General features: G+C 31.6%; 27 protein-coding genes. 7 read left to right on the top strand and 20 right to left on the bottom strand.

Annotated features, from left to right (window positions below):
• Nucleotides 1–119: 119 nt before the first annotated feature.
• From LDP15_RS11295 to LDP15_RS11200, 20 genes are all read right to left on the bottom strand, one after another.
• Entirely contained in the window at nucleotides 120–344 is a 225-nt protein-coding gene (locus LDP15_RS11295; protein ID WP_014567964.1) for a hypothetical protein, read from the bottom strand.
• Nucleotide 345: 1 nt separating this feature from the next.
• Nucleotides 346–1155, bottom strand: coding sequence for a ParA family protein (locus LDP15_RS11290; RefSeq protein WP_011669115.1), 810 nt, complete (start codon nucleotides 1153–1155; stop codon nucleotides 346–348).
• A gap of 145 nt (nucleotides 1156–1300) precedes the next feature.
• Nucleotides 1301–2455 carry a RepB family plasmid replication initiator protein gene (locus LDP15_RS11285; RefSeq protein ID WP_017865309.1) on the bottom strand — a complete coding sequence of 385 codons (1155 nt, stop codon included), beginning with the start codon at nucleotides 2453–2455 and terminating at the stop codon, nucleotides 1301–1303.
• A gap of 637 nt (nucleotides 2456–3092) precedes the next feature.
• Entirely contained in the window at nucleotides 3093–4604 is a 1512-nt protein-coding gene (locus tag LDP15_RS11280) for a relaxase/mobilization nuclease domain-containing protein (protein WP_225513572.1), read from the bottom strand.
• A gap of 4 nt (nucleotides 4605–4608) precedes the next feature.
• Nucleotides 4609–4977, bottom strand: a complete 369-nt coding sequence (mobC, locus tag LDP15_RS11275; protein ID WP_014011521.1) for a plasmid mobilization relaxosome protein MobC — start codon at nucleotides 4975–4977, stop codon at nucleotides 4609–4611.
• 191 nt (nucleotides 4978–5168) lie between these two features.
• A complete protein-coding gene (locus LDP15_RS11270) occupies nucleotides 5169–5450 on the bottom strand; it encodes a hypothetical protein (protein WP_014011520.1) in 282 nt (93 codons plus the stop codon).
• Nucleotides 5451–5454: 4 nt separating this feature from the next.
• Nucleotides 5455–6477 (bottom strand): ArdC-like ssDNA-binding domain-containing protein, encoded by a 1023-nt coding sequence (locus LDP15_RS11265; RefSeq protein ID WP_225513573.1) that lies wholly within the window; start codon nucleotides 6475–6477, stop codon nucleotides 5455–5457.
• Between the two features lie 14 nt (nucleotides 6478–6491).
• Nucleotides 6492–7709, bottom strand: coding sequence for a conjugal transfer protein (locus tag LDP15_RS11260; RefSeq protein ID WP_225513574.1), 1218 nt, complete (start codon nucleotides 7707–7709; stop codon nucleotides 6492–6494).
• Entirely contained in the window at nucleotides 7699–7926 is a 228-nt protein-coding gene (locus LDP15_RS11255) for a hypothetical protein (RefSeq protein WP_160214900.1), read from the bottom strand. The genes LDP15_RS11260 and LDP15_RS11255 overlap by 11 nt, the downstream gene beginning before the upstream one ends.
• On the bottom strand, nucleotides 7923–8270 hold the full coding sequence (locus tag LDP15_RS11250) for a thioredoxin domain-containing protein (RefSeq protein ID WP_010783640.1): 348 nt from the start codon (nucleotides 8268–8270) through the stop codon (nucleotides 7923–7925). The genes LDP15_RS11255 and LDP15_RS11250 overlap by 4 nt, the downstream gene beginning before the upstream one ends.
• The gene (locus tag LDP15_RS11245) at nucleotides 8251–8850 is read right to left on the bottom strand and encodes a hypothetical protein (RefSeq protein WP_225513575.1); all 600 of its coding nucleotides are present in this window, start codon (nucleotides 8848–8850) and stop codon (nucleotides 8251–8253) included. The genes LDP15_RS11250 and LDP15_RS11245 overlap by 20 nt, the downstream gene beginning before the upstream one ends.
• Before the next feature lie 3 nt (nucleotides 8851–8853).
• Nucleotides 8854–10068: a CHAP domain-containing protein gene (locus LDP15_RS11240; RefSeq protein ID WP_225513584.1), complete on the bottom strand. Its 1215-nt coding sequence runs from the start codon at nucleotides 10066–10068 to the stop codon at nucleotides 8854–8856.
• 681 nt (nucleotides 10069–10749) lie between these two features.
• Entirely contained in the window at nucleotides 10750–13047 is a 2298-nt protein-coding gene (locus LDP15_RS11235; RefSeq protein ID WP_225513576.1) for a VirB4-like conjugal transfer ATPase, CD1110 family, read from the bottom strand.
• Nucleotides 13048–13066: 19 nt separating this feature from the next.
• Nucleotides 13067–13435 (bottom strand): PrgI family protein, encoded by a 369-nt coding sequence (locus tag LDP15_RS11230; protein WP_225513577.1) that lies wholly within the window; start codon nucleotides 13433–13435, stop codon nucleotides 13067–13069.
• Between the two features lies 1 nt (nucleotide 13436).
• Nucleotides 13437–14177, bottom strand: a complete 741-nt coding sequence (locus tag LDP15_RS11225) for a hypothetical protein (RefSeq protein ID WP_225513578.1) — start codon at nucleotides 14175–14177, stop codon at nucleotides 13437–13439.
• Between the two features lie 45 nt (nucleotides 14178–14222).
• On the bottom strand, nucleotides 14223–14498 hold the full coding sequence (locus LDP15_RS11220; protein ID WP_075070788.1) for a hypothetical protein: 276 nt from the start codon (nucleotides 14496–14498) through the stop codon (nucleotides 14223–14225).
• 3 nt (nucleotides 14499–14501) lie between these two features.
• On the bottom strand, nucleotides 14502–16328 hold the full coding sequence (locus tag LDP15_RS11215) for a VirD4-like conjugal transfer protein, CD1115 family (RefSeq protein WP_225513579.1): 1827 nt from the start codon (nucleotides 16326–16328) through the stop codon (nucleotides 14502–14504).
• Nucleotides 16328–16813 (bottom strand): hypothetical protein, encoded by a 486-nt coding sequence (locus LDP15_RS11210; protein ID WP_225513580.1) that lies wholly within the window; start codon nucleotides 16811–16813, stop codon nucleotides 16328–16330. The genes LDP15_RS11215 and LDP15_RS11210 overlap by 1 nt, the downstream gene beginning before the upstream one ends.
• A gap of 3 nt (nucleotides 16814–16816) precedes the next feature.
• Nucleotides 16817–17194 (bottom strand): hypothetical protein, encoded by a 378-nt coding sequence (locus LDP15_RS11205; protein ID WP_225513581.1) that lies wholly within the window; start codon nucleotides 17192–17194, stop codon nucleotides 16817–16819.
• 98 nt (nucleotides 17195–17292) lie between these two features.
• Nucleotides 17293–17583, bottom strand: a complete 291-nt coding sequence (locus tag LDP15_RS11200) for a hypothetical protein (RefSeq protein WP_225513582.1) — start codon at nucleotides 17581–17583, stop codon at nucleotides 17293–17295.
• Between the two features lie 496 nt (nucleotides 17584–18079).
• Between LDP15_RS11200 and LDP15_RS11195 the strand changes: the two genes are divergently transcribed.
• The 7 genes from LDP15_RS11195 (at nucleotide 18080) to LDP15_RS11165 (ending at nucleotide 22360) form a co-directional block, all read left to right on the top strand.
• Nucleotides 18080–18433 (top strand): LytTR family DNA-binding domain-containing protein, encoded by a 354-nt coding sequence (locus LDP15_RS11195; RefSeq protein WP_153017358.1) that lies wholly within the window; start codon nucleotides 18080–18082, stop codon nucleotides 18431–18433.
• Nucleotides 18430–18828, top strand: coding sequence for a hypothetical protein (locus tag LDP15_RS11190; protein ID WP_176490542.1), 399 nt, complete (start codon nucleotides 18430–18432; stop codon nucleotides 18826–18828). The genes LDP15_RS11195 and LDP15_RS11190 overlap by 4 nt, the downstream gene beginning before the upstream one ends.
• A 45-nt stretch (nucleotides 18829–18873) precedes the next feature.
• Nucleotides 18874–19776: an ABC transporter ATP-binding protein gene (locus LDP15_RS11185; RefSeq protein ID WP_031559159.1), complete on the top strand. Its 903-nt coding sequence runs from the start codon at nucleotides 18874–18876 to the stop codon at nucleotides 19774–19776.
• A complete protein-coding gene (locus LDP15_RS11180; RefSeq protein WP_225513583.1) occupies nucleotides 19769–20506 on the top strand; it encodes an ABC transporter permease in 738 nt (245 codons plus the stop codon). Before LDP15_RS11185 ends, LDP15_RS11180 begins: the two co-directional genes overlap by 8 nt.
• A 537-nt stretch (nucleotides 20507–21043) precedes the next feature.
• Nucleotides 21044–21271, top strand: a complete 228-nt coding sequence (locus LDP15_RS11175; RefSeq protein ID WP_081044545.1) for a Blp family class II bacteriocin — start codon at nucleotides 21044–21046, stop codon at nucleotides 21269–21271.
• An 18-nt stretch (nucleotides 21272–21289) separates the two neighbouring features.
• On the top strand, nucleotides 21290–21754 hold the full coding sequence (locus LDP15_RS11170) for a hypothetical protein (RefSeq protein WP_046125146.1): 465 nt from the start codon (nucleotides 21290–21292) through the stop codon (nucleotides 21752–21754).
• 108 nt (nucleotides 21755–21862) lie between these two features.
• Nucleotides 21863–22360, top strand: a complete 498-nt coding sequence (locus LDP15_RS11165) for a GNAT family N-acetyltransferase (protein ID WP_176490543.1) — start codon at nucleotides 21863–21865, stop codon at nucleotides 22358–22360.
• Nucleotides 22361–22416 lie beyond the last annotated feature (56 nt).

Genomic DNA, 22416 nt, shown 5'->3' with positions numbered 1-22416 from the left:
ATCTATTTAAACCTCTTTCATAATTCAAAGAATAATCTATGGGGTACTATCATGTTCTTACCAATTAAATACCAAAGGGACACCTTAGCAAGAGAAAAGTATTACTTTAGTAATACTTTTTATAGTTCACTTTTTTCAATTAGCATGTCAATAATTACTGACCTTGATTTAGCATTAAATTTTTTTACTAATTCATCTAGTTTTTCTGAATTACTTTTTTTTATTGAAAAACTAGTTTTGATTTTTTTCTCCCAACCCAAATTTGTGTTATTATCTTCCGAAATATTTTTTACTACTTGATAATCATTATTATCAAAGGTCATATCTTCAAACTTGTTTGCCATTTTACTCTATCCCCTTTGTTTCTATTTGGTTGAATACTTTTTTTAATGATGCAATGAATTTATTTTGTGTATGAGTTTGCCCTGTCTCTTCTAAATAATCAAATATTCCCTTTTTAAGAAGCATACTTGTATTAATAGCTTCTTTTTCAGGTACAATTCCAATTACATCATTTATATTTTTTAACGCTTCTAAAAATTCTTTAGATGAATTAGTATTGTGTTTAACTCTATTTCCTAAAAAATAGATTTTTGCGCTAACATATGATTTACCACTGACAGGATCAACAACTTCATTTTTTAAAGTTGAAACGCTTTGTAATACTTTGGTATGACTTTCGTATCCAAAACGACTTGGTTCCATTGGTGATATTACCTTATCCGCAACTGCCACACCATTTTTGGTTAATAAATTCCATGCAGGCGGTAAGTCTAAAATAATATAATCATATTTTTGATTTAGTTCTTTTGAATTTTTTACAAACCACATAAATAACAATAATTCTTTATTAGGTTTAGTTGCCAAGTTATCTGCGATTTCTTCTAAATTACTAGTTGAAGGAATTACATCAATATTTTTTTCAACCGTAGTAGCAATGATTCCAATTTGGGGATTGCTGAGAATTTCTGAAATATTGTGTTTATCTTTAAAATTAAAATCTTTTGTCTCAAATGTACCAGTCAAACTTTTTTGTGAATCCAAATCAATTAATAATGTACTTTTATTATTTTCTTGCAAATATTTTGCAAATTGGAAAGCCATTGTAGTCTTTCCTACACCACCTTTAATTGCCATAAAACTAATTACTTGCATACCTTATTCTCCTCTTTCGACTACTTTAGTATTCCATAGGTATTACTTAAGTCACACCTATATCTTAACACTTGTATAAGATAAAGTCAAGAAAAAGGTCATACCTTTGCACGACCTTTTTCTTTCTTTTGTATTAACTTCTTCCTTACTCTTTCATTTGCTGTTTACTCAACCTTGAATTAAGATATTGTTTTGCTGCTATACTTAAATACTTGGCGATATTCTTTTTCTCATTTGAATAGTCTACCATCTTTCTTCGTACATAGTCCATATGCGTTTCTAAAGCATCTTCTCCAAGTTCTTTTACAAGTTTATCATATAACGGATAAACACTCTCAGCAAGCTCTAAAATCGTGTCCTGGTTTGCTATATCGGTTGCATACAACAAAGAGGAATTTATAAGTTTCATGGTAAATGGATTTGCAACAGCTACTGCATAATTAACCTGATTTTGAGCTTGTTTTTGCTCTTCAGTTAATTGTGCTTGTACATCATTACGTTTATAGTTCTCATCTTTCCAATTTGCTTTTTTAACTATATGAAATTGTATTGAATCGATTGAACGCCCTTTTTTTATTTTTTCATATTCAACATTAAAATGAGTAAAAGAATTTATTTCTTTAATTGCATCTTTTATGACTCTTTTTTCAAAATTATCAAATCTACTATAGTCATCAACAGTATCGGTTAATTCTCTCAAGTCACTAATTATTATCCTAGGACTCTTGTAATCTTCTAATTGTTTCTTCGTTCTATTAGGTTTATATTGGTAATGCTCAAATTGGTTATAAGACATAGAGAACCATTTATATAAAATAATGCTGTACTTACTATTCAGTTCCATAATATCTGATATGGCATATTGCGTAAAATTATTTTTTAAATCTATTAGATATGGCATAATCGCTTGGTCAAAACGTATCAAAACTTTATCATTATAATCATTCCACTCAACATAAGGTATAGGTACTATCCGTTTAAACTTGAACCCTTTATTCTTTTTCTCCTTTATTCTGAAAAAAGCTTGTTCTTGCATTTTTTCAACTGCTTCTTTAAAACGACGATGCTTATCATTATCAGAAACATCAAAAAAAGTAAATAATTCCTTTTTTGACAAGAATACTGTATTATCTTTAGGAGGAGCATCAGTATCTATACATGAAACAGCTAGCTCAAAGATTTTTAATGGTGTCTTATCCATTTTTGCAACTGAGCTAATTAAATCGTTATGCTCTGCCACCTTCCTTGAACTTATTTCCTGTATTTGTTTATTTCTTTCTCCTGTGGCTATCTCTTGCATAATCCACTCCTTTTATGATTTAAATAAATAATAACAAAAAACACCTACAAATACAAATAAATTGTAGGGCTATACACAGTTTTTTGTAGGACTATGCACAGTTTTTTGTAGGACTATGCACAGTTTTTTGTAGGACTATAATCCTGTTATCCCTTGCAAACACTAGAATTTTTTTTTCGCAAAAGAACAAAAGATTAAAATATATATGATAAATATATAAAAGGACTTGCTTTAGCAAGTCTATTTTTTATTTTTTTTTAAAATTAAAATCAAGGTCAAAATCAAAACCGTTCAGCAAAACAACATAGACCAATCCTAAAAGCTCCTATTCTGCTTTCTAAGCAACTTTACGTGTCATTGAGTACAAAACATCAAACAAACACCTATCTTTCTAAATACACTAACTGAAAGGCTTGTCAACGGTTTGTGTTGGCAAGTCTTTCAGTTGGGCCTCGTTGGTCTGCTTGACAACAGAAGCAGTTCGCTTGAAAAGCGAAAATTCTTTTCTAAAGCGCTAAAGGATTCTACAATAGTCCTAGAACGCCATATTTTGCGTTTTAAGAGCTTTTAAATTATTTCTAATGTAATTTCTTCCGCTAATAGTTAAACGTTGCTTACAGGGCTTTATTTTACTTATTTACAAACGTGGGGAATGTTGGCTTTTATTTTTGGTGTGTTCTTGCTGGTAATCTTCGTAACGGTCAACGGACTTGTCATAGTAAAGCATTTCTTTTTCGACTTGTTTTAAGGTCTTGTGTAAGTCTGTCCGTTCCTTTTGTAGGTTTTCAATTGTTTTTAATATGCGTGTGTTTGGTCGTGCATAGACTTTATTTTCTTCGACATACTCCAGAATTTTCTTATCTAGGTTTTCTAAAATGCTTTCTGTTTGGTAATAGGTTTGTTCTAATTCTTTTCCGATAGCTTCAAAAGAAGTGTCAAAATCTAATCCTTTAGAAATAAGAAAATCAAACTCGTTAAACAGTTGTTTTAACTTGATTTTGGCATTGTTAGAATAAAGCGGTACGCTTCCGCTTTGATTTTGTAGGTTTTTCGCAACGGTTTTTCCTAGCATGATTTTATTGTTCTCTGGATTCTTACTATCGACAAAATAAAATCGGTCTTGTTTTTTGAGAAAAACTTGGTAATTGCCATTTTCTAATTTGTCAACGCAACGTGCTGGAATTTTGATTGCAGATTTTCGTTGCTCTCTTTCTAAACCAATGTTGATATTCACATATAAATAATCGGCTGTTTCTTTTTCGACTTGCCAATCTTCTATAAGCATTTCAATTTCTGTTTCTTGTTCCTTGTCTTGAATGGTTTGATTCTCTGCCCACAGTTCTTTGACTTCTGATTCTGTATAAACCACTTCATTTTCTTTCAATCGTTCAGAAATGGCTTCTTTCATGAATGCTTGATTTTTTAGGCTTCTATCTCTGACTTTTCTTTCTTGACTAGTGCCACTCAGTTGGTAAGTGGTGTACTTTCCTTTATCATCCACAATCAAGCCTAAAGTAGTTGCTTTATTTTTAAAATCGTTCCAATTGTTGGCATGAGAAAGTAAAAATTTGATTTTGCTTTTTATTTCTTTTCGATAAGAATTTTTAGCAAGGTAGACTTGATATTTTTTGTGAGAATTTTTCAAGTTACGGTCAATAATTTTGCAACCATACTCTTTAGAAATAACATCAGATATTTCTTTGAGTTCTTCTAGTTGATTTTTAGATTGATGAAATTTTTTGAGTGTTTTTGGATTCGTGGCATTCAAAATAATATGGTTGTGTAAGTGTTCTTTGTCGGTATGTGTGGCGATAACAAATTCTGCGGATTCGCCTAAATAGGCTTTCATGGTTTTTAATCCAATCTCATGCACTTGTTCTGGTGTTAAATGATCTTCTGGCGAAAAAGATTGTACAAAGTGATAACCAAAACGCTCGTTCTTAATTTCTGACTTCCCAGATAATATTGCTAATTCCCTTGTCAGTAACATTTCATCATAGGCATTGTTTGGAACGTTTATATTTTGCCCTGATACTAATTCTCCATTATTTGTTTTTTCTGGATTGACAATATAATTCAGCGCTCGTGAGAGTTGCCCTTTACTATGAATTACTCCACTTGTATCTCTAGGCATATAAATTACGGTCATGGCATTATCCCTCCGCTATTTTTTTTAGCATGCTTTTTAATTTTTTATCTAAACTTTGAATTTCATTTTGATACTCATTGAGTAATTCTCTTGTTTGATTTTGTTCGGATTCATTTAAGTGTTTGGCAATTTGATTGAGATTATTTCCAATCCGATTGACTTCTAAATTTGCCTGCGCAATGGTAGACATAATTTCTTTAAGAGAAGAAAAATCCACCGTGTAAATTTTTTTATCTAAGCAAGATTTTCGTGCGTAAGTAGAAAAATTTTGTAGGTTTGCTTCCCTCATATTTTTCTCAATAATTTTATTTTCTAGTTCAGAAACAAAAAACTTTTTTTGAATGTTCCGTTGTCTGTTTGCTTTTTTATCCATATTAAAACCTCCACAAATTTAAGAATAGTAATTCGATTATAAAGTATTGTGGTGAACTTCGCATGTGTGTACACACATGCAGTAAAAAGTAATCATCTTCCACTCGGTCACACCTAAAATTTACATTTTAGTTTGTTCCTCGTTTCAGACGATTCTTTTTATTTTTGGGGCGTTGCCCCAATCCCCATTTTTTAGAAATAGCTAGGATAATTTTCAACATCTCCGTACAAACTTTCAACCGTAAAACACAATTCTTCGACTTCATTTTCTGGAATTTTTTCAACGACTTTTTTTGCTTTTTTGTAGTCGTTTAATTCGTCTTCGTCAATTAGTTCGGATAGTTCTTCAATTAATTTATCAAACATAATTAATAACTTTTCTTTAACAACTGGAAATTCATTTGCATAAGAAATGGCTTCAAATATTTGTCGTCCATAGTCTTCTACTTCTGTCATTATTTCTTGTTCATTCATTTTTTCATTCTCCTTTTCCTTTGAATTTATTTTTAAAACTGTCTAATTTACTTTCTTTTTTAGGTTTCTTTTTTTGTGTTTCTTCGTGCTTTTTTAGCAATTCTTTTTGTTCTTTTTTAGCTTCTTGAATTTCAGTTTGTAGTTTTGATTTTGTAGGTTCAATATTTTTTCTTTTCTCTAATTCAAGGTCAATTTTTTCAATTAATCCTCTTGCAGTTTTTTGGATATTTTCCATAACTCCTTGTAATTCTTCGTTAGAAATTTTATCCAATCCCCATGAATTGAGATAACCTATTGTATATTTTGAGGTATCAATATCATAGTTATTTGCGACAATATAAGCGGTAGATTCTGCTTCTAATTCTTGTAAAGTATATTGTTTATCTCCGAAAATTGCTTCTGATTTTGTGTGTAATTTTGAGTGAGTGACTTCGTGAATAAGTGTATGAATTAAGTCTGCACCATGTAGATTTGCATTGATAAAAATACATTTATCTTGTGGGGAATAAAATCCGTCAACTTCTAAGGGTTTTAATCCGATTTTTACTTCGCTGACTTCTGATAAAGCCATAAATAAATCTTTTGTATTGTTAGGGTCTTGATTGAGATATTCCACTTGTTTTGGTAGATTTTCATACTCGACTAGTTGCTTATCTTCAAAGACTGTTCCTATACTAAATCCTTTAAGTTCTTGAACTTTTTTCCCTTTTTCGTCAAGAACTGGTTTGCCATTTTCGTATTTATTTCTAAAGTTTGGCATGAGGATTTTATAGCCATGTTCGCCTTTTTTTATGTGGTAGCCTTGTTCTTTCCACTTTGTAAATGTACCAACATGTCCGATATTTGGTTTTTGTTTTTGGAGCATTCGGATATTTCTACTAGAATATTTCGGACACTTTGCGACAAAATCAAGATATTTTTTAAACATTTCTGAATTTTTATAGTCGCTAATTTGTTCTTTTAAAAAGCTAGAGAGCTTCGTTGTATCTTTTTGCGCTAACAGACTTTGAATATCTTCTTGTGCCATTTTAACATCTCCTTTTATTTAAAATCATCTACTGCTTTTTGCGCTTCTTTTTCTTTGGCTTGTTGGTCTTTCAGAATGTCAGAGATTTTGTTCTTGTCTTTGTTGGCATTGTCAATCTCTTTATTTTTATCATCAACGTGTTTGCCTTTGTCTGGTGATTTGTCATTTTTGTTCAAGTCATCAAGCTGTTTATGCAAGTCTGAAAGTTGTGTGTTCTTTCCGTCCAGTTGTTTTTGAGTATCTGATATGGCTTTTTTCAACTCATTCACTCTGTTTGTGAGCGCTTGCTTTTTATCGTCATGTTCGGCTTGCTTTGCTTGTTTGTCTAGTGCTTTGTTTGCAAAGAATTTGAGTTGTTCATTTGCCGAAGCATATTCTTTTTCGTCTATGAATAGCTTCACAATTCTATCTGACAAGGCTTGACTATCAACGGACTTGATATTCTTTTTGAGAAAATCAATATCTTTGTTAAGCAAAGCTAATCGCAAGTCTAAGCTAATGCTTTCTTTTTTAGAGGTAATATTTGCCTTTTTAAGCTCGTTTAAGGCTTTTTGTTGCTCTTTGTTGTTCATTGTATCGATTTTATCTAAAACGTTTGTGATAGCTTTTTTATCGGCTTTTAGTGCATTCACAAATTGTCCATTTTCAAGATACATATTAACAATATCTTTTTTAGGATAATCAAACTCTTTCATCTTTTGTGCGACTTTATCGTACTTTTCACTCGTTTCTAATTGTGAGAGTAGCAATTCTTGTGAGAGTTTGGTTTGTTGCTTATTCGCTTGGTTAATGGAATGATTGATTGTAAAGCCTGTTCCTAAGACACACACTGTTAAGACGGTAAAACCTATCATAGTAACGGATTGAATAGACAATTGTTGAAATTTAGGTTTGTCCTTTTTAGATTTTTTATTGATACCCTCTGAAATAACCTCATTCTCTTTAGTTGGTTTTGGTGGCTTGGTTTGTTCAAACTTAACTAATAAAGCTTCAAAATCGGTATGTTCTGATACTGGCAACTCAATTTTTTCAGTATGAATTAGTTTTCCGTCTTTTGTGTACTTTGAGATTACGACACTTTCATTATTCAAGTATTTTATTTGATAGTTTACAGTTTGAACAAGGTTGACAAGAGCCGAAAAGGTTAGATTGTCTTCTGGTTTCTTTTTAAAGGATTCAATGCTTGTTTCCGAAAAAACGTATTTAAAAGGTTTATCGCTTTTATTCATCATGATTATCGCCCCTACTATTTAAACCTAGAAGCTCGATTGCTTCTTCTACACTAACGTTAGATTGTTTCAACTTATCAATTAGATAATCTTTCTCGCTATCTTCAATCTTCTTTTTTAGTTCTTTAAGTTCTTGATTGATTTTATCTTTTTTTTTGAGTAAGGCTTCTTGTTGCTTAATTAGTCCTTGTTTCTTTTCTTGTAAGGTTTGATTATTCATTTTAAAATCTCCTTTATCTTCTCTTTTTGAGTACCTGCATAGGCTTCGTTTTCATGAATGAAAGTTGGTACGGTATGGATATTGTATTCATCAATATATTTGCGATTTTTTTCTTGATTAAGATTGATAAACTGTACATCATGATTAATTAAGTTGTGCAGATAGACTTGTTTAAATATTTTTTTACAATCTTTGCAATCATCACGATAAAAGAAGTTGATTTTATCTTCTTTTATCGTTGTGATAACTGCTTTACTATGCTCTGTTTGATAAAAATTAAATCCAATTCCAACTATGCCAGCGATACATAAAACCAATAGAATTTTAATTATCTTTTTTATCAAGTTGTTGTAACTCCCCTAACATTTTTAATTCAACAAAAACATTCTTGTCAGTATCGAAAGTGGCTTCATATTGCCATTTTGCTTCGGTTGGATAGTTATTATCAATCACTATTTCATTATCAATAATCACTAACACCTTTTGTTTTTTATCGCTGGACGGTTCAAAATAGACTTGTGGCTTGCCTTTGATTTTTGAAACAGACTTGACAGAAGCGTTATATGTTGTAGCTTCTTTGGGTAAAATCGCTTCTAAGGCTTCCTCTGTGGTAAATTTGCTTGCTTTTTCTCGTCTGTCTTTAATGCTGTCTTTTTTTGTATCATAGTCAAACAGACTTGAAAATACGACATTTGTCGCTTTTAACAGTTGCTCGTTAGCATTGTCATTTTTCTGTTTGTATAACTCGTTATACTTGCTATCTAGTGCTTTATTTTCCTTTGTGAGAGTAACTATTTTTTGGTCTTTATCTCCAATTATTTTATTTGTAGAATTTACTAATGTTATATAAAACACCAACATACCAACGAAACAGAATATACAAGCACCAGATATTATTTTCATAATAAATATTTTCTTTTCCATAATTTACTTTCTCCCTTGAATGAAGTTCACTTGTGCGACTGTTTCTTTACTGATAACACGCCAACTTCTTAATCCGCTTCCTGCTTTTACCACGTTTGTTTCACTTACTAGGATAGAACCGTCAGGGTTGACATACTCAACAACGGCAATATGCCCTGCGGTTGGGTCAGAACCTGCTAAACCACCATGGAAACTTGCGCCCCAACCAATATGTGGCTTGCCTTTTTCTACTTTGTAGCCCTTTGCTTTAGCATTTTCGCCCCAATTACCGCCATTTCCACTATCTCCGCTAAACCATTCAATCGGCATTCCAATTTGTGCAAGGCGATTATAAGCGCCCCACGTACATTGTCCGAACGGATAAGAATTACCAGCATAGTTTTTATCGTCTGGCATTGGAAGTGTCAATTTACCAATATATTCTGGCGGTAAGGTTTGAGTAGGTGCGCCATTTTTTCCAGTAACTTCTCCGCTAGGATTAGGGTTTACAACGCAACCGTCCTCATCAACATCAACACCTGCGGTATTTTTAGATTCATTTTTGTTTGGAATTTTATCAGTTGGTAATTTTGGTATTGGACTGTTAGCTTTATACGGTGCTTCTCCGTATTTTTCAATGGCTTCTTTATCAATCCATTTAAATTTTTGACCTAGTGAGTTATATGCTCCAATTAAAGAAACAAGATAATTAGGGTCGGTTGCCCAACCACCATTAGCGATTGCCATTAAAGTTGCTTTTCCGTCTGGGTTATTAATTGCTCCTTTATAAAGGCTTTGATGTGCCATAAACTCGGATTTGCCAACTATGCCTGCGTTGTAATCCTTAAAGTAAGTGTATGCTCCGCCTGTGTTATCTCCTACGCTCGTTCCTGCTTTCGTTCCTGTTATATCGACTGCATCGTTCCCATAAGTCGCAAGCGTAACTGGAAAATCTTCTTTTTTAGAGGTCTTAACGCCCCCCATATTGTGGGCTTTCCATAGGGAAGTTCCGCTAGGGTTAGTAAAGTTAAAACCATTTTCAACCATTGATTGAGCTATACTTGCGGACGGTAGGAAACCGCCTGCTTTCCATGAGAGAATGTAGGCTTCTTTATGGCTTTTAACAAAGTCTTCAACGCTTTTAGGAACTTTCTTTAAGTCCTCGGTTGTAGTGCTGTCACTATAACTAGGGTGTGAACATTGGTCGTTTTTCACTCCGATAAATAAAGAAATAATCATGATAACTACCACTATTGCCCCAATAATAGCAATAAGAGGAATAGACAAGGTACTAACAAAGGCGATTACTGCTGTTATGATAGATTTTGTAACAGCAATACTATTGGCGATAGCTTTTTCTAACAGTATCTTTGCTTGGCTAGCTGTCTTTGCATTAATGCTGGTGGCTTGTTTGCCTGCAAACGTGGCATTCTTTTTCTGTGCTGGTCTAAAGTATTTTTTTAACCCTTTTTCTGTCTTAAAACCATGTTTTTGCGCTAATCTTTTTTCCAGTCCTTGTTTTGTAAGAAAACCTACTTTTTTAGCTGGTTTTTTTAATGTTTTAACTAAGTAGCTAGTGGATTCTTCTTCCTCACTACTGCTGTTATCTGGTTCAATATCATTAAAAGAATTAATGATAGGTTTTGTTTTTTTAACTAATTTTCCAGTTTTATAAAAAGGTTTTCGTGGTTTAAGCTGTTTGCTTTTTCTGTCAATTGCTTTAACTGGCTTAATCTTTTTAAGGTTCTTGGTACTTTTAAACCGTTTAAAATCGGCTGGAATACTAGGTTTCTTTTTTAGTACGTATTTCTTTTTAAAGAATTTATTATTGTCTGTATCATGAAGGGCTTTTTTTAGGTTATCATTATTTTTAAACCTAAATTTTTCTTTAGATTGCTTGTCATTCATACTAAGACCTCGCTAATCTGTCTGCATGATTTTATACAGTTCCGTTGTTTTAGGGATAGTGTTTTCAAAAGGAACAATGGTATTGCCTGCTATGATTAGTCCACTTCCTTTTGCTGGTGTTCTTAAATATTGTTCTTGTTGTTCCGTGATATTGTAGTGTTGTTTGATGATTTCAATGGCAAATTTTTTCTGTTTGAGTAGCACTAAAAATTCAGAGTTGAAAAACATTGCACGTCCTTCTTCCGTAGCTAGGACGGTTTCAATGGATTGTGTAATACCTGTTGGATTTCCTCCGTATTTCCGTATTCTCGCCCAAACATCTTTAAATTTTTCTCGTGAGGATTCACTAGAAGCACCAGAGAGCAAAACTTGAATTTCATCAAAATAAACCCATGTGGTAACTCCTTTAGCTTTATTTTCTACTACACGTTGCCAGATCTTTTCTTCTATCGCCATAAATCCAAACGGTTTAAATTTATTTTTAAGTTGACTGATATTATAAACAATTAAACGTGAATTAAAGTCAACGTTCGTTTCGTGAGCAAATATATCCATAGAGCCTGTGATATAGAGTTTTAGCTTGTAGGTTAAATCTCTTGCTTCGTCATTATCAATGGTTTGTAGGACATCAAACCAATTGTGAAGTGTAGGATTACTGTACTCTTTATAGGTTGCAATCGTTATCTCATCAATAATGGATTCTTGAATTTCTGTGATGTTTTCAAAAAGAGAAGAAAACAGACTGACAAGAAAACTCGATTTTAAGCCGACTGGTTCATCATCAGAATCCAGTAAATTTTCATCTGGTAAATCTAAGATATTGATATGATGATTTGTTTTTGGCGCTATTTTAATCAATTGACCGTCTAAAAGGTTAGCTAGTTCATCATATTCATTGTCAGGAGATAGAATAATTACTTCGTCTTGCGGATCTTTCAAGAGCGTTGTAATGATTTCATATTTTGCAGTCATTGACTTACCAGAGCCAGAAAGCCCTGTAATAATACCGTTTGAATTATCCATGCTCGGGTCTCTACGGTTTATCGCAATGATATTATTAGAAAATAAGTTTATTCCATAGAATTTACCTTTTTTATGGTTAATATCAACTGTTGTGAAAGGGGAATTGATAGATAAGTTAGGTGTAATTAAATCACGTTGGAATGTCTTCTCACAATCTGTGAAGTTCATTCCAATAGGCAAGATAGAATTTAAGGCTTCTTCTTGTAGATAGCCTAAAGAAGAGAAGATAGCCCCATATTTTTCACCAATCGCTTTTATAATCCTTATGTTTTCGTCTCTTTGTTCTATTGTTTTTCCTGTAAGATAGACTAAAAAGATTGAAGAAAATTGCTTATCGCCTGTTTCACGTACAAAGTTGATTACTTCGTCTAAATCGCCCTGCGCTTCTTTTGAAGTCCGTCCAATAAAATCTGGAGAATAGCCCTCTTTAACAGCAATTTTTTGTTGCTTGATTATCTCACTTTCAACGCTTGTCGCCTGCGCTCGCAAACGTTTATTTGTTTCAATAATAGAGTAAGGTTGTGCTTGAATCGTAATGACTAACTCTTGTCCGCATTCTGCTAAGTCTTTAAATAGATTATCGGATAATTCCATTGGAAAATCCTTTAAGAAAAGAATTTGATTGAAGCGGTCGTCTATTTCTACCCCTGTTTTACTAAATTTAAGGGAACTAGGAGCAATTAAATCCTTAGTAGTAAGTATAGAACGCCTTATATCATTGAAATTGCCATATAAAGGCTTATCATAATTAAGCATTTTATTCATTACAGAAAGACGTTCAAGCCCATCTAATGGCTTAATAGGAACTTCGATAGAAGCTAGTGTGCTTGACATCAAGTTTCTTGTGTTTTCTAGCTTGCCTAATGCCTTTTTCTTGTCCTCTGCATTGGTAGAAATAGTAATGTATCTATCAATCTGATAGTTGTTTAGCCCTTTTTGATAGTTAAGGTTAATCAACTCATTTAATTCTTCTCTTAAATAGTCGTATGAATCGCCCTGTAAAGGAAATTCATTTTTTTCTTGATACGTTTTTTCGTTTACTTTAGAAACCAGTAATGTTAATTGGAAATGCTCGTTATCAGATAACGTATTTATCATTGTGTTGTATTTTTGAATGATATTTGTTTTTTCTTCGTTTGGTGCGGTCGCATAATTTGTAGAACCTAGTTCATAGGTCATTGAATAATTGTCATCAACAATATTCATCAGTCCATTTTCAAAAAGAGAGGTGTATCTTAGTGTGTTTTGACTGGAACTACTTTTTGCTTTTTGCGCATTCTTTTTCAATCGGTTTAATCGTAGCTTTTCAGTCTTCGATAAAGGTGTCTGTTTCTTTGACTTTTTTTGATTGAATAAACTCTTTACGTTCATATTGCACTATCCTCTCTGTTTGATATGTTCTTTTTATAGGTTTCTTTAAATAATTCCATTTCAGTTTGAACCAACGGTCGCCAGTTAGTCCGTTTATTTTTACTAAAGAAACGAAAAAACTAATAAATAGAAGCAACATTAGTGGAAACTCAAAGAAAAGACTACTAATGTGTAGGAAAAAATTATTTATCATGATTAAGCCAGTAACACCAGCTATACTTAATAAGAAAATGAATTGACGGAACGTTAAACCAGCTACCTTGCTTTTAATTTTTGAACCGTCTTTATATACCTTGATATACATACTAACCTCCTAATCCAACGACAGCTTTTGCATATTTTTCAGACTGCAAAATTAAGACAGCAACGATAATAGGTTGAATTAAAGAAACGAATCCCCCAGCAATTGACCCTTTTGGGTCTGGTGCTGAAAATGAATTACTTAATCCTAAAATTATGAGAATGACAAATCCTTGTAGTGCCTTAGCACAGTATTGCTTGGCAAAGCCTACTCCAATTGAGCGATATTCACTAGAAGCAAATGAAGAAAATGCAATAGGTGCGAGTATGGTATACACGTATAGTTGGAACGTTCTTAGTGAAACTACTACTACAATAATTATAGAAGCCCCTGCCCCTACTAAGTAAGTTATTAACCAAGATATAACTTTTCCAACACCGTCCTGCCAAGAAACACCTTGAAGTGAAGCTGGTGCAAAAATATTATACGAACCAGTATCTTTAATTAAATTAATCCCACCAACTACAATGTCATTAATAAAAGGTAAAATAAACACTGAACCAGCTACAAGCGCCCCTGCAAGTAGGGCATTGACAGAAGCTTGAAACATCGTTATAGGAACAACAGTACCCTCATTGTTCTTATTTGCGGTTTCAAAGATTTTGGCTATCTCAAAAATCAAAAAGAAGATAAGAAGATAAATTCCAACTTTAGTTGTTGAGTTCTGCATGACTTGTGTTACATAGCTCCAGCCATTCTCATTTAATTTGTCTGCATGTCCTCCAAGCACTTTGAATAAATCCATAGAATGAACCTCCTTATTTCTATTTGCTTGGTTAATATCCTTAAATTAAACGCCAGGAGGATTTGTAAGTAAGTTGACCAATCCAGCGGCCCCAGCTAAAAGCAAACCACCAAGAATAAGCATAATTCCTCTTGTCCGTTGTCCTCCGTTGCTTTCTGCCATACTTTCGGCAATTTGAATTACTCCTACAATAATCAATCCCACTGAACCAGCACCGAAAAACCAAGTTAAGAGATTTTTAATAGTGTCTAATCCATTTACCTGTGCTAAAAGAGGGTGTGTCATTGCTTTAAATGCTAAGTTTGATAATTCTGTTTTCATAATTTATTCCTCCGTTGTATTCGTTAATGTTTCTACTGGTTTCTTGCTATTCCAATAGTCAAATGCTTTTTCTAATTCATCAACCTTAAATTCTGGTTGAAATTCATACCAGTTATCGTCTGACGGACTACTACTCCATTCAGAAGAACGTTTATGCCCTTTGAAAGGAAATTTTTTCCCTTTGTACATTGGCATTGAAGAGATAGAGACTAAACATTCACTTCTAGGCAATCTATTTACTTCGTCTTTGGTTATTAAATCTCTTCCTAATACCTCATGACTAATTGAATATGAACCATTAGACCCTCTATTTTCAGAGTTCTTTTTCATGTTGATTGTTTCTTTACCAGCACGTTCAGAGAAGAATTTTTCTGTTTCTGGTTCTGTTCCCCCTGAAAGGTACATGATTGTATCGCAGTTTCCGACAAAACTTTTCCAATCTTCTTTATACATAGAAGTTAATTGATTAATATTTTGTACGATAACGTTAATACTCATTTCACGTGAACGGAAAACAGCTAATGCTTCTTTGATGTTTGGTATCTTTCCTAAGTTTGCAAATTCATCTAATAAGAAACGAATATGATTAGGTGGATTTCCGTGAAATTCATTATCTATTTGATGTTCAAGTGTTCTAAACGCTAAGACAAATATCATGGTGGTTAAGAAATTAAAGGTGGTATCCATATCTGGAATCGGTAGATAGACGATAGTTTTTTTAGTAACCCAAGTATCAATTTCTAGTTCATCATCATCTAATATGTCTCTTATATCTTGTAAGTCGAACATTGAAAATCTAGCAGTAGCAATCGCTACAACACTACTTCTTGTATCCCCACGATAATTTTTAAAACTATTGAATTGAGTAACTGCATAATTTTCAGAACCGAAACGGTCTTCAAATTTTTCAAACATTCTTTCTAAAACAGACGGTACTTCTTCGTTTTCCCTATTCAATAATCTAATTAAATCCGATACTTCATATAGCTTAGGTAAATCTCCTGTACCTGTAATTCCTTTTTTAGGGTCGCCTTTATATTTGTAGTAAAGAAATGAAAAGATTGAACCAAGTAGCAGTTCTTCTGACTTATCCCAAAAAGGCTCGCCTTTTCGGCTGTTTTCGCCATTTGTAGCGTCTATAATACATTGAATAACTCGCTTTAGAGTGATTTCATCATGAATATATTTAAAGGGATTAAACTTATTGCAATTTTTGAATGTATTAACATCAAATATCTTTACTTGATAGCCATTTTCAGACATCATCTTTCCAGTTTCATGGAACACTTTTCCTTTAGGGTCTGTTAGTACATAAGAGGAATGTAGTTGTGATATATTGGGTTTCACATACATCTCTGTTTTACCAGCACCACTGCCTGCACAGACAAGAACGTTCTTATTTCTTTGATAATCAAAATCCATATTCTTTGTTGTCAAACTCATTTTTACATCTTCTGAAAAAATAAGATTGTTATCTTCGTTTTTGCTGTCCGCAAATTTCTTCAATTCTTTACTCGTTGCCCAACGAGCTGAACCATACTCTTTACCTTGTCTGTATTTCCCATTACTTGTACTTAACATAAAGAATAGTAAAGCTAAGACCAGACCTAAAAGGAATGCCAATAAAGGGTAGCCTTTAAAACTAAAGAATATCCATTGATTAGAATAGGAATCCATTGTGTTTGCTAAACTATTAAATATTTTTTGTATGCCCTCTGCTTTCTCATTTAAAAGAAAATAAGCAAAGCGATTAAGTAAACAACCAAGTATTAAGCCTAAGACTGAAAAGATTATGATTTTAGCTTTAACTACCTTTGATAAATCTTTCACTAGATACTCTTCCCTTTCCCTACTGTTTTGTTGACTGCCTTATCAGCAACGTTTTTGAGCATTTCTTGTTGTTCTTGTTTTGCAATTTTAATTTCATCTTTTAACGAAAGTTCTTTTTTGCCTTTTTCTGGTTGGATAGCTTTTTCTTTTTTGAGATATTTTTGAGGATTGGCTTGCATATCACGCATTACTTTTTCAGTTGTAGCTAAAATCATATTTCTGTCTTTAGCATGAAATAGTAACTCTGTCTTGCCGTCTGGTAATACACGTGATAGAAAATCAACGCCATTCTTTTTGTATTCTCTGTGTAAGGCTTTGATAGCAACATTACTGTTGGATAAACTTTCATTTAATAACTCGCTATCCGTGAAGTTAGGAACTTTACCTTTGCTGTCGTAATGCTTTTTCAATAAGCTATAAGCGTGCTTAATACTGCTTTTCCCAGCTCCTAAAATTACCCTTACTGTTTCATCTTCTTCTGCCATAAATTATTCTCCTCCTGAACGTAGCTCTTTTGGTATAAACCATACTAAAAAGCTGATAACCACCTCGATAAGAAGTACAATTGCTAGTGGCATAATGTACCAATTCCACATTCCTGAGAAAGACATTTTTGTCTGCAATACTTCTTGTACATAACTTGGATATTTTGAAATATCAAAATAACTTGCAGGTAAAAATTGATGTGCTGTTACAAGCGCTACAACTTGTCCGTAAATCCATATAATTATTGCCCCTGTAATTAAATTTTGAATAAGAAATAATGGTGATATTAGAACAAACCTAATTATCAATCCACTTATTCCTACTAAAATCTCAATAGGTCGGATAAAAATTAAATGGAGTATTGAAAGAAATTTATTCATATTTCTTCATTCCCCCCTATCCAAAATGCAAAAATAGTCTTAACATTTCTATGACTTTATAGAAATGACTTTCTAAGGTGGCATGCGTGTTAAGACTATTAATTAATTTCTATTTTGATATAATGGTTTGTTGGGTAAAAACAAAGAATATGCTTTGTTTTGTAGACCGCTTTAAGAGGTAGGATTCTTAGGCGGTCGCCCTCTTTTTTTGTATTCTTTTTAATATGATTCAAGCCTTCATCTGAAATTAACCAAATTCGCCCCTGTTTTTGAATCATTGTACTTTTAAATAGTTCAGGTCTATCTTTCATACTTTTATACAAATACGAATGGCTTTTTCCTAGTTTTTTACTACCCTCTGAAAATGTATACCAATTATTTTCTTTCAATGTTTACTCCTTTCTATAACTACTATTATATACTTATTATCAATTTAAATTAACATTACCGTTGCGTTGCGGTTACTTTTATATTACCTTTATCTTAATTGTCTGATAATTCAGAATTGCAAGGCAACAACATCTTTTATAGATATACCAATTCCGCTTTGCAAGCGGACTGCTTCTGTCGTCAAGCAGACCAACGAGCATGAACAAAAAGACTTGCCAAGAAAAACATATGGTAAGTCTTTTTTGCTAGTCAAAACTTAATAGTTGTGGGCTTTTGTTCAATTTTCCCAGGGATACTTATTTTTACATATACTTACTATCATCCCTAAAAAACATCATTTTATCCCAAAAGTATTGATTAATTAATGAGTTTTGTTAGAATAAGCTAAAGAATGAAAGGACAAAATAATTGAAGTTCCATAAAAAAATTGATCCTAGTTATACAGAAACTGAAATATTGGTTAGGACATATTCAGAAAGTATTTATGAAGAAATTATGAATATGTTAGATAACAGTATTTATTTAAAATCTACGTCTGGTGCATATAAGGTCAAACTCGGCAATATTATATATATTGGATCCAATAGAAATTATCTTGAAGTATATGCTAAAGAAAACAACACAATTAAAAACTTTAGAGTTCGCTTGACGCTGTATAAAATTAAAGAGTTGTTAAGTGATGATTTCATCCAAATATCTAGAACATACATTATAAATTATAATTTTTTAGATTCTGTAGAAGCAGATCTTATTCATGGGATGGTCGCAAGAGTAATGGGATTTAAAATTCCAATTTCTAGAACTTATTTGGAGGAGATATATTCAAAATTAGAGGAGGAAAATAATTGAAAAAATACATACATTCTTGTTTCATAGGCATTGGTATTGCTAGTTTCATTATTGTTTTAAATTCAATTTCTTACTTTGGAATCAATGTAGTAATTAGTTCTCTTGTTTTAGGTGTTTTCCAAGGTATAATTGTTCCACTTATTTATCATAATAAAATAAAAACGCTATATTTAGTAAAAGTATTATTACATGCAACAATAAGTTATTTATTAATTATTTTATGGTGGATAGTAGGAGAAAATTCATCTTTGAGTATGGTAAGTTTATTGTGGTTTATTGTATTTATATCTGTATTTTCCTATTTTCACTTTATGAATCACAAAGACGCTTATAAAATTAACACAAAATTAAAAGATGAAAAAAGTAAAAAAATGAAAATTAAAGAGAAAGCTTGATAGAATGAAAGCAAAAGATAGTAATAAAAATAGGAGGATACAATTTTGACAAAAAAAATTGTTGAGATTCAAGATATAAAAAAAGAATTTAATCAGAAAACAGTTTTAAGCAATATTACTTTTTCTATTAAAAAAAATGAATGTATTGCTCTACTTGGAAAAAACGGTGCAGGAAAAAGTACATTATTGAATATAATCATAGGAAAATATTTTCAAAATGATGGAAATGTAAAGATATACTGCGAGAAAAAAAATGTTGGTTTTTTACCTCAAAATACCAATTTTCCTGATGATATAAAGGTAAACGAGTTAATTAAGTTTGTATCTAGTTATACTGATACTCCTCTTTCTGAGGAAGAAGTTGCACTTATTCTTAATTTTTCAAACGAACAAATGAATAAGTTTGCTTCTAAATTATCTGGAGGGCAACAGAGATTACTAGATTTTTGTTTAGCTGTAATTAACAAACCACAATTTTTAATTGTTGATGAGCCTACCTCAAGTATGGATACATCGACCAGACACCATTTTTGGGAATGTATCCAACAACTTAAAGAAAAAGGCACTACTGTATTATTTACAACCCATTATATTGAAGAAGTAAATTATTGTGCGGATAGAGTACTTTTATTAGATAACGGTAATTTAATGGCAGATGAAACACCATACCGTCTAAGAATGCTGAATCACGAAAAAATTATTGTTTTAGATATTAATTTATATAAGCAATTTGAACAACCATTACAACATATAATTATAAGTAATCAGATCAAAGAAATTTTTTCAAAATCTACTGTGGAATTTTATTTTGTAGCAGAAAAAACAGATTATATTATTAAAGCGTTATTAAGCATAGGATTCCCTATTAAAGAAGTTGAGCTTACCAATACATCATTACTGGATACTATATTTGAGGGTACTCATATTGAGGAGACACAAAATGACTAATTTAGCAAAAATAGAATTTTTAAGAATGGGGCGTAATAAAAAATATCTTATTATGAGCATAGGCATGCCCGTATTTTTTTTCTTAGTATTTACGGCAATGATAAAATTACCAAATCCTGAAGCACAAGATACATTTATGAAAGAATATCTAATGTCTATGACGACTTTTAGTTTAACTAGCTTTTCAATATTCACTTTTCCATTTGAAATTATAGAAGATAAGAAGAATGGATGGAGAAATTTGTTATATAGATTACCAGTAACTGATATAGATGTATTTATTGTTAAAGTAATTAAAATGATTATTTTTTTCATTATTTCAATTATTTTAGTATTTTTAGTCGGTTTTTTAGTTAGAGGAATTCACTTAACCTTTATTCAATGGCTTATGTCCGGATTATTACTATTATTTGGAGCCATTGTGTTTCTTAGTTTAGGAACTATTTTAACAAATTTTAAAGATGAAAAAACAGCATCTGTATTTTCCGATATATTATTTTTAGCTTTAGCGATGTTAGGTGGATTATGGTTTCCTACTAGTCAATTTCCTGAATGGTTGCAAATGTTATCTAAATTAACTCCTACCTATCATTTTAGAGAGTTAGCTGTTGGATATATAAGTAATAATGAGATACCTTCAAAATCTATTTTAATAATGATAATTTACGCTATTATCTTTATATCTATTTCGCTTATTATATCTAAGAATAGAAAACAAGATATTGCTTAATTTTATAAATAATGAGTTAACTAAGTTCAATAAAGTATACCCTGTTGTCCATCTAAAAAAATCTTCTAAAATTATTTTAGAGGTTAATAAGGGTTTGTAGCTGGACAATAGACTTGTGCATTTAAAAGTAATTGTTATCCATAATTCTAATAGTTTATTTTAGTAATGAATTATGATTTAATAGTATAAAATAAGTCTGAAAGCGGAGTAAGCAACAATAAAATTATTTATTAAAAAAAATTTTTCAAAGTATAAAGAAGTTTTCTATTATATATTATTATTTATGATTTTTTATTTCTCTATCCCTATGAATGTTTTTATACTAGTAGTATTTATATTAGGATTAATTGCTACAATCATTTCGATACAGAAAAGAAAAAATGTAAGGATACAGTCACTATTATGGCAATTCCCTCTATTAATTATTTCTGTATTCAGTATTTTTTATGGGCAATATATTTTTAGTAAAATATTGGAATGCTTATTAGTAATAGCCTTGATTGTAAGTATATATAATGAGTTACGAGGAATAAAAAAATAGAGTATATTTTTCAAACTAGAAAGACAAAAAGCACCTTTGCTATTGTTACGGATGAAGAACTAGAAAATATTAATGGATCTGGATCAATCTGGGGAGCGATTGCTGGAGGAGCTGTAAAAGGGGCAATCGCTGGATCTTGGACTGGTAATCCTGTCGGTATAGGGATGTCAGCATTAGGAGGCGCCGTTTTGGGTGGAGTAACTTATGCTAGACCAGTACACTAAAGAAAGGCTTACAAATTAATGAAAAATGATAATTTTTTAATAAATAGATTCTTAGGAATACCTTCAAAAGCTATTTTAAGTGAAGAAGGTTCTATAAAAATAGGAAAAACATTAAGTATTTATGGAGTTGTTTCATTTTTATTTAATATAATTATCTTTGCTTTTATATCTCTATTATTAATAAATAATAATAACGCTTTATATATTGTTTTGTTTGGTTTTATTGCCAATATGGTATTACCTCTACCTTTTTTATACTATATAAAACGACATAATTATGATGAAATCACAAATAAATTTGAAATAAAAAATAAAATCCCTTGGGGAACAGGCATTATTATAACAATTGTATATTACGTTTTATCCGTTGTTTTCATGCCAAATATACCTAACAATGCTTTTGACGGGAAAACTGCTCTAATATCAATTGGTTTTGGTATATTCATGACAGTAGTATTTTACTTTATAAAGAAAGTAAAATAGTAGGAAGATTTTCCTATTGTGCACTGTAATTTTTGGTATATATACTTTACTGATGTTATCCTTAAATCTTAGAGTCACTATTGTATAATTTAGACAAAGGACAAAAACATGAAAAAACAAAACGTGATGCAGAAATATGATTTGATAACTAAAGAACCTATTTTTCAAAAATTTAAAGCAAATAACAAACAACTTTATAAACAAAATATTGATTTAAGAAATGCTGTTTTGAGAAAACCACTAAAAAAGTTAATTACATCAGATGAAATGATGGTTGAGCAAAACAATCAGTTTTACGGTATTACGATTAATGATATTTTAGTCGCAACATTTTCAAGTTATCCAAAAGATTCTAATACGGTTCGATTAGTATCCTTTGCTGTTGATGCTCAACATCAACAACAGGGACTGGGATCGCGTTTGTTAAGCTGGGCAATTGATGATTTTCGTAAGCAAGGATATTATCGAGTGAGCTTGTCAGCACGTGCTTCGGCTCACAATTTTTATTTGAAACAAGGATTTAAAGATACTAGAGAACCACAAATAAATCACTATCTGAATTTAGTAGACTTTGAAATGCAGTATATTATTCCAACACTGAACTAAAATGTGAGGACATAAATTTTAACTAATTAAAGCAAATCTACCAATATTGTTAAAAG

The sequence above is a fragment of the Lactococcus sp. SK2-659 genome, assembly GCF_020218185.2.
In the GTDB taxonomy this organism is placed as follows: Bacteria; Bacillota; Bacilli; order Lactobacillales; family Streptococcaceae; genus Lactococcus; species Lactococcus lactis.
This window is presented reverse-complemented; position numbering and strand designations above follow the sequence as displayed.

What these genes read in the sequence shown, in the direction of transcription:
- LDP15_RS11295 (WP_014567964.1), bottom strand. Translation starts at nt 344, where the DNA reads ATGGCAAACAAGTTTGAAGATATGACCTTTGATAATAATGATTATCAA.
- LDP15_RS11290 (WP_011669115.1), bottom strand. Translation starts at nt 1,155, where the DNA reads ATGCAAGTAATTAGTTTTATGGCAATTAAAGGTGGTGTAGGAAAGACT.
- LDP15_RS11285 (WP_017865309.1), bottom strand. Translation starts at nt 2,455, where the DNA reads ATGCAAGAGATAGCCACAGGAGAAAGAAATAAACAAATACAGGAAATA.
- LDP15_RS11280 (WP_225513572.1), bottom strand. Translation starts at nt 4,604, where the DNA reads ATGACCGTAATTTATATGCCTAGAGATACAAGTGGAGTAATTCATAGT.
- mobC (WP_014011521.1), bottom strand. Translation starts at nt 4,977, where the DNA reads ATGGATAAAAAAGCAAACAGACAACGGAACATTCAAAAAAAGTTTTTT.
- LDP15_RS11270 (WP_014011520.1), bottom strand. Translation starts at nt 5,450, where the DNA reads ATGAATGAACAAGAAATAATGACAGAAGTAGAAGACTATGGACGACAA.
- LDP15_RS11265 (WP_225513573.1), bottom strand. Translation starts at nt 6,477, where the DNA reads ATGGCACAAGAAGATATTCAAAGTCTGTTAGCGCAAAAAGATACAACG.
- LDP15_RS11260 (WP_225513574.1), bottom strand. Translation starts at nt 7,709, where the DNA reads ATGATGAATAAAAGCGATAAACCTTTTAAATACGTTTTTTCGGAAACA.
- LDP15_RS11255 (WP_160214900.1), bottom strand. Translation starts at nt 7,926, where the DNA reads ATGAATAATCAAACCTTACAAGAAAAGAAACAAGGACTAATTAAGCAA.
- LDP15_RS11245 (WP_225513575.1), bottom strand. Translation starts at nt 8,850, where the DNA reads ATGGAAAAGAAAATATTTATTATGAAAATAATATCTGGTGCTTGTATA.
- LDP15_RS11240 (WP_225513584.1), bottom strand. Translation starts at nt 10,068, where the DNA reads ATGATTATTTCTTTATTTATCGGAGTGAAAAACGACCAATGTTCACAC.
- LDP15_RS11230 (WP_225513577.1), bottom strand. Translation starts at nt 13,435, where the DNA reads ATGTATATCAAGGTATATAAAGACGGTTCAAAAATTAAAAGCAAGGTA.
- LDP15_RS11225 (WP_225513578.1), bottom strand. Translation starts at nt 14,177, where the DNA reads ATGGATTTATTCAAAGTGCTTGGAGGACATGCAGACAAATTAAATGAG.
- LDP15_RS11220 (WP_075070788.1), bottom strand. Translation starts at nt 14,498, where the DNA reads ATGAAAACAGAATTATCAAACTTAGCATTTAAAGCAATGACACACCCT.
- LDP15_RS11210 (WP_225513580.1), bottom strand. Translation starts at nt 16,813, where the DNA reads ATGGCAGAAGAAGATGAAACAGTAAGGGTAATTTTAGGAGCTGGGAAA.
- LDP15_RS11205 (WP_225513581.1), bottom strand. Translation starts at nt 17,194, where the DNA reads ATGAATAAATTTCTTTCAATACTCCATTTAATTTTTATCCGACCTATT.
- LDP15_RS11195 (WP_153017358.1), top strand. Translation starts at nt 18,080, where the DNA reads ATGAATATGTTAGATAACAGTATTTATTTAAAATCTACGTCTGGTGCA.
- LDP15_RS11180 (WP_225513583.1), top strand. Translation starts at nt 19,769, where the DNA reads ATGACTAATTTAGCAAAAATAGAATTTTTAAGAATGGGGCGTAATAAA.
- LDP15_RS11170 (WP_046125146.1), top strand. Translation starts at nt 21,290, where the DNA reads ATGAAAAATGATAATTTTTTAATAAATAGATTCTTAGGAATACCTTCA.
- LDP15_RS11165 (WP_176490543.1), top strand. Translation starts at nt 21,863, where the DNA reads ATGAAAAAACAAAACGTGATGCAGAAATATGATTTGATAACTAAAGAA.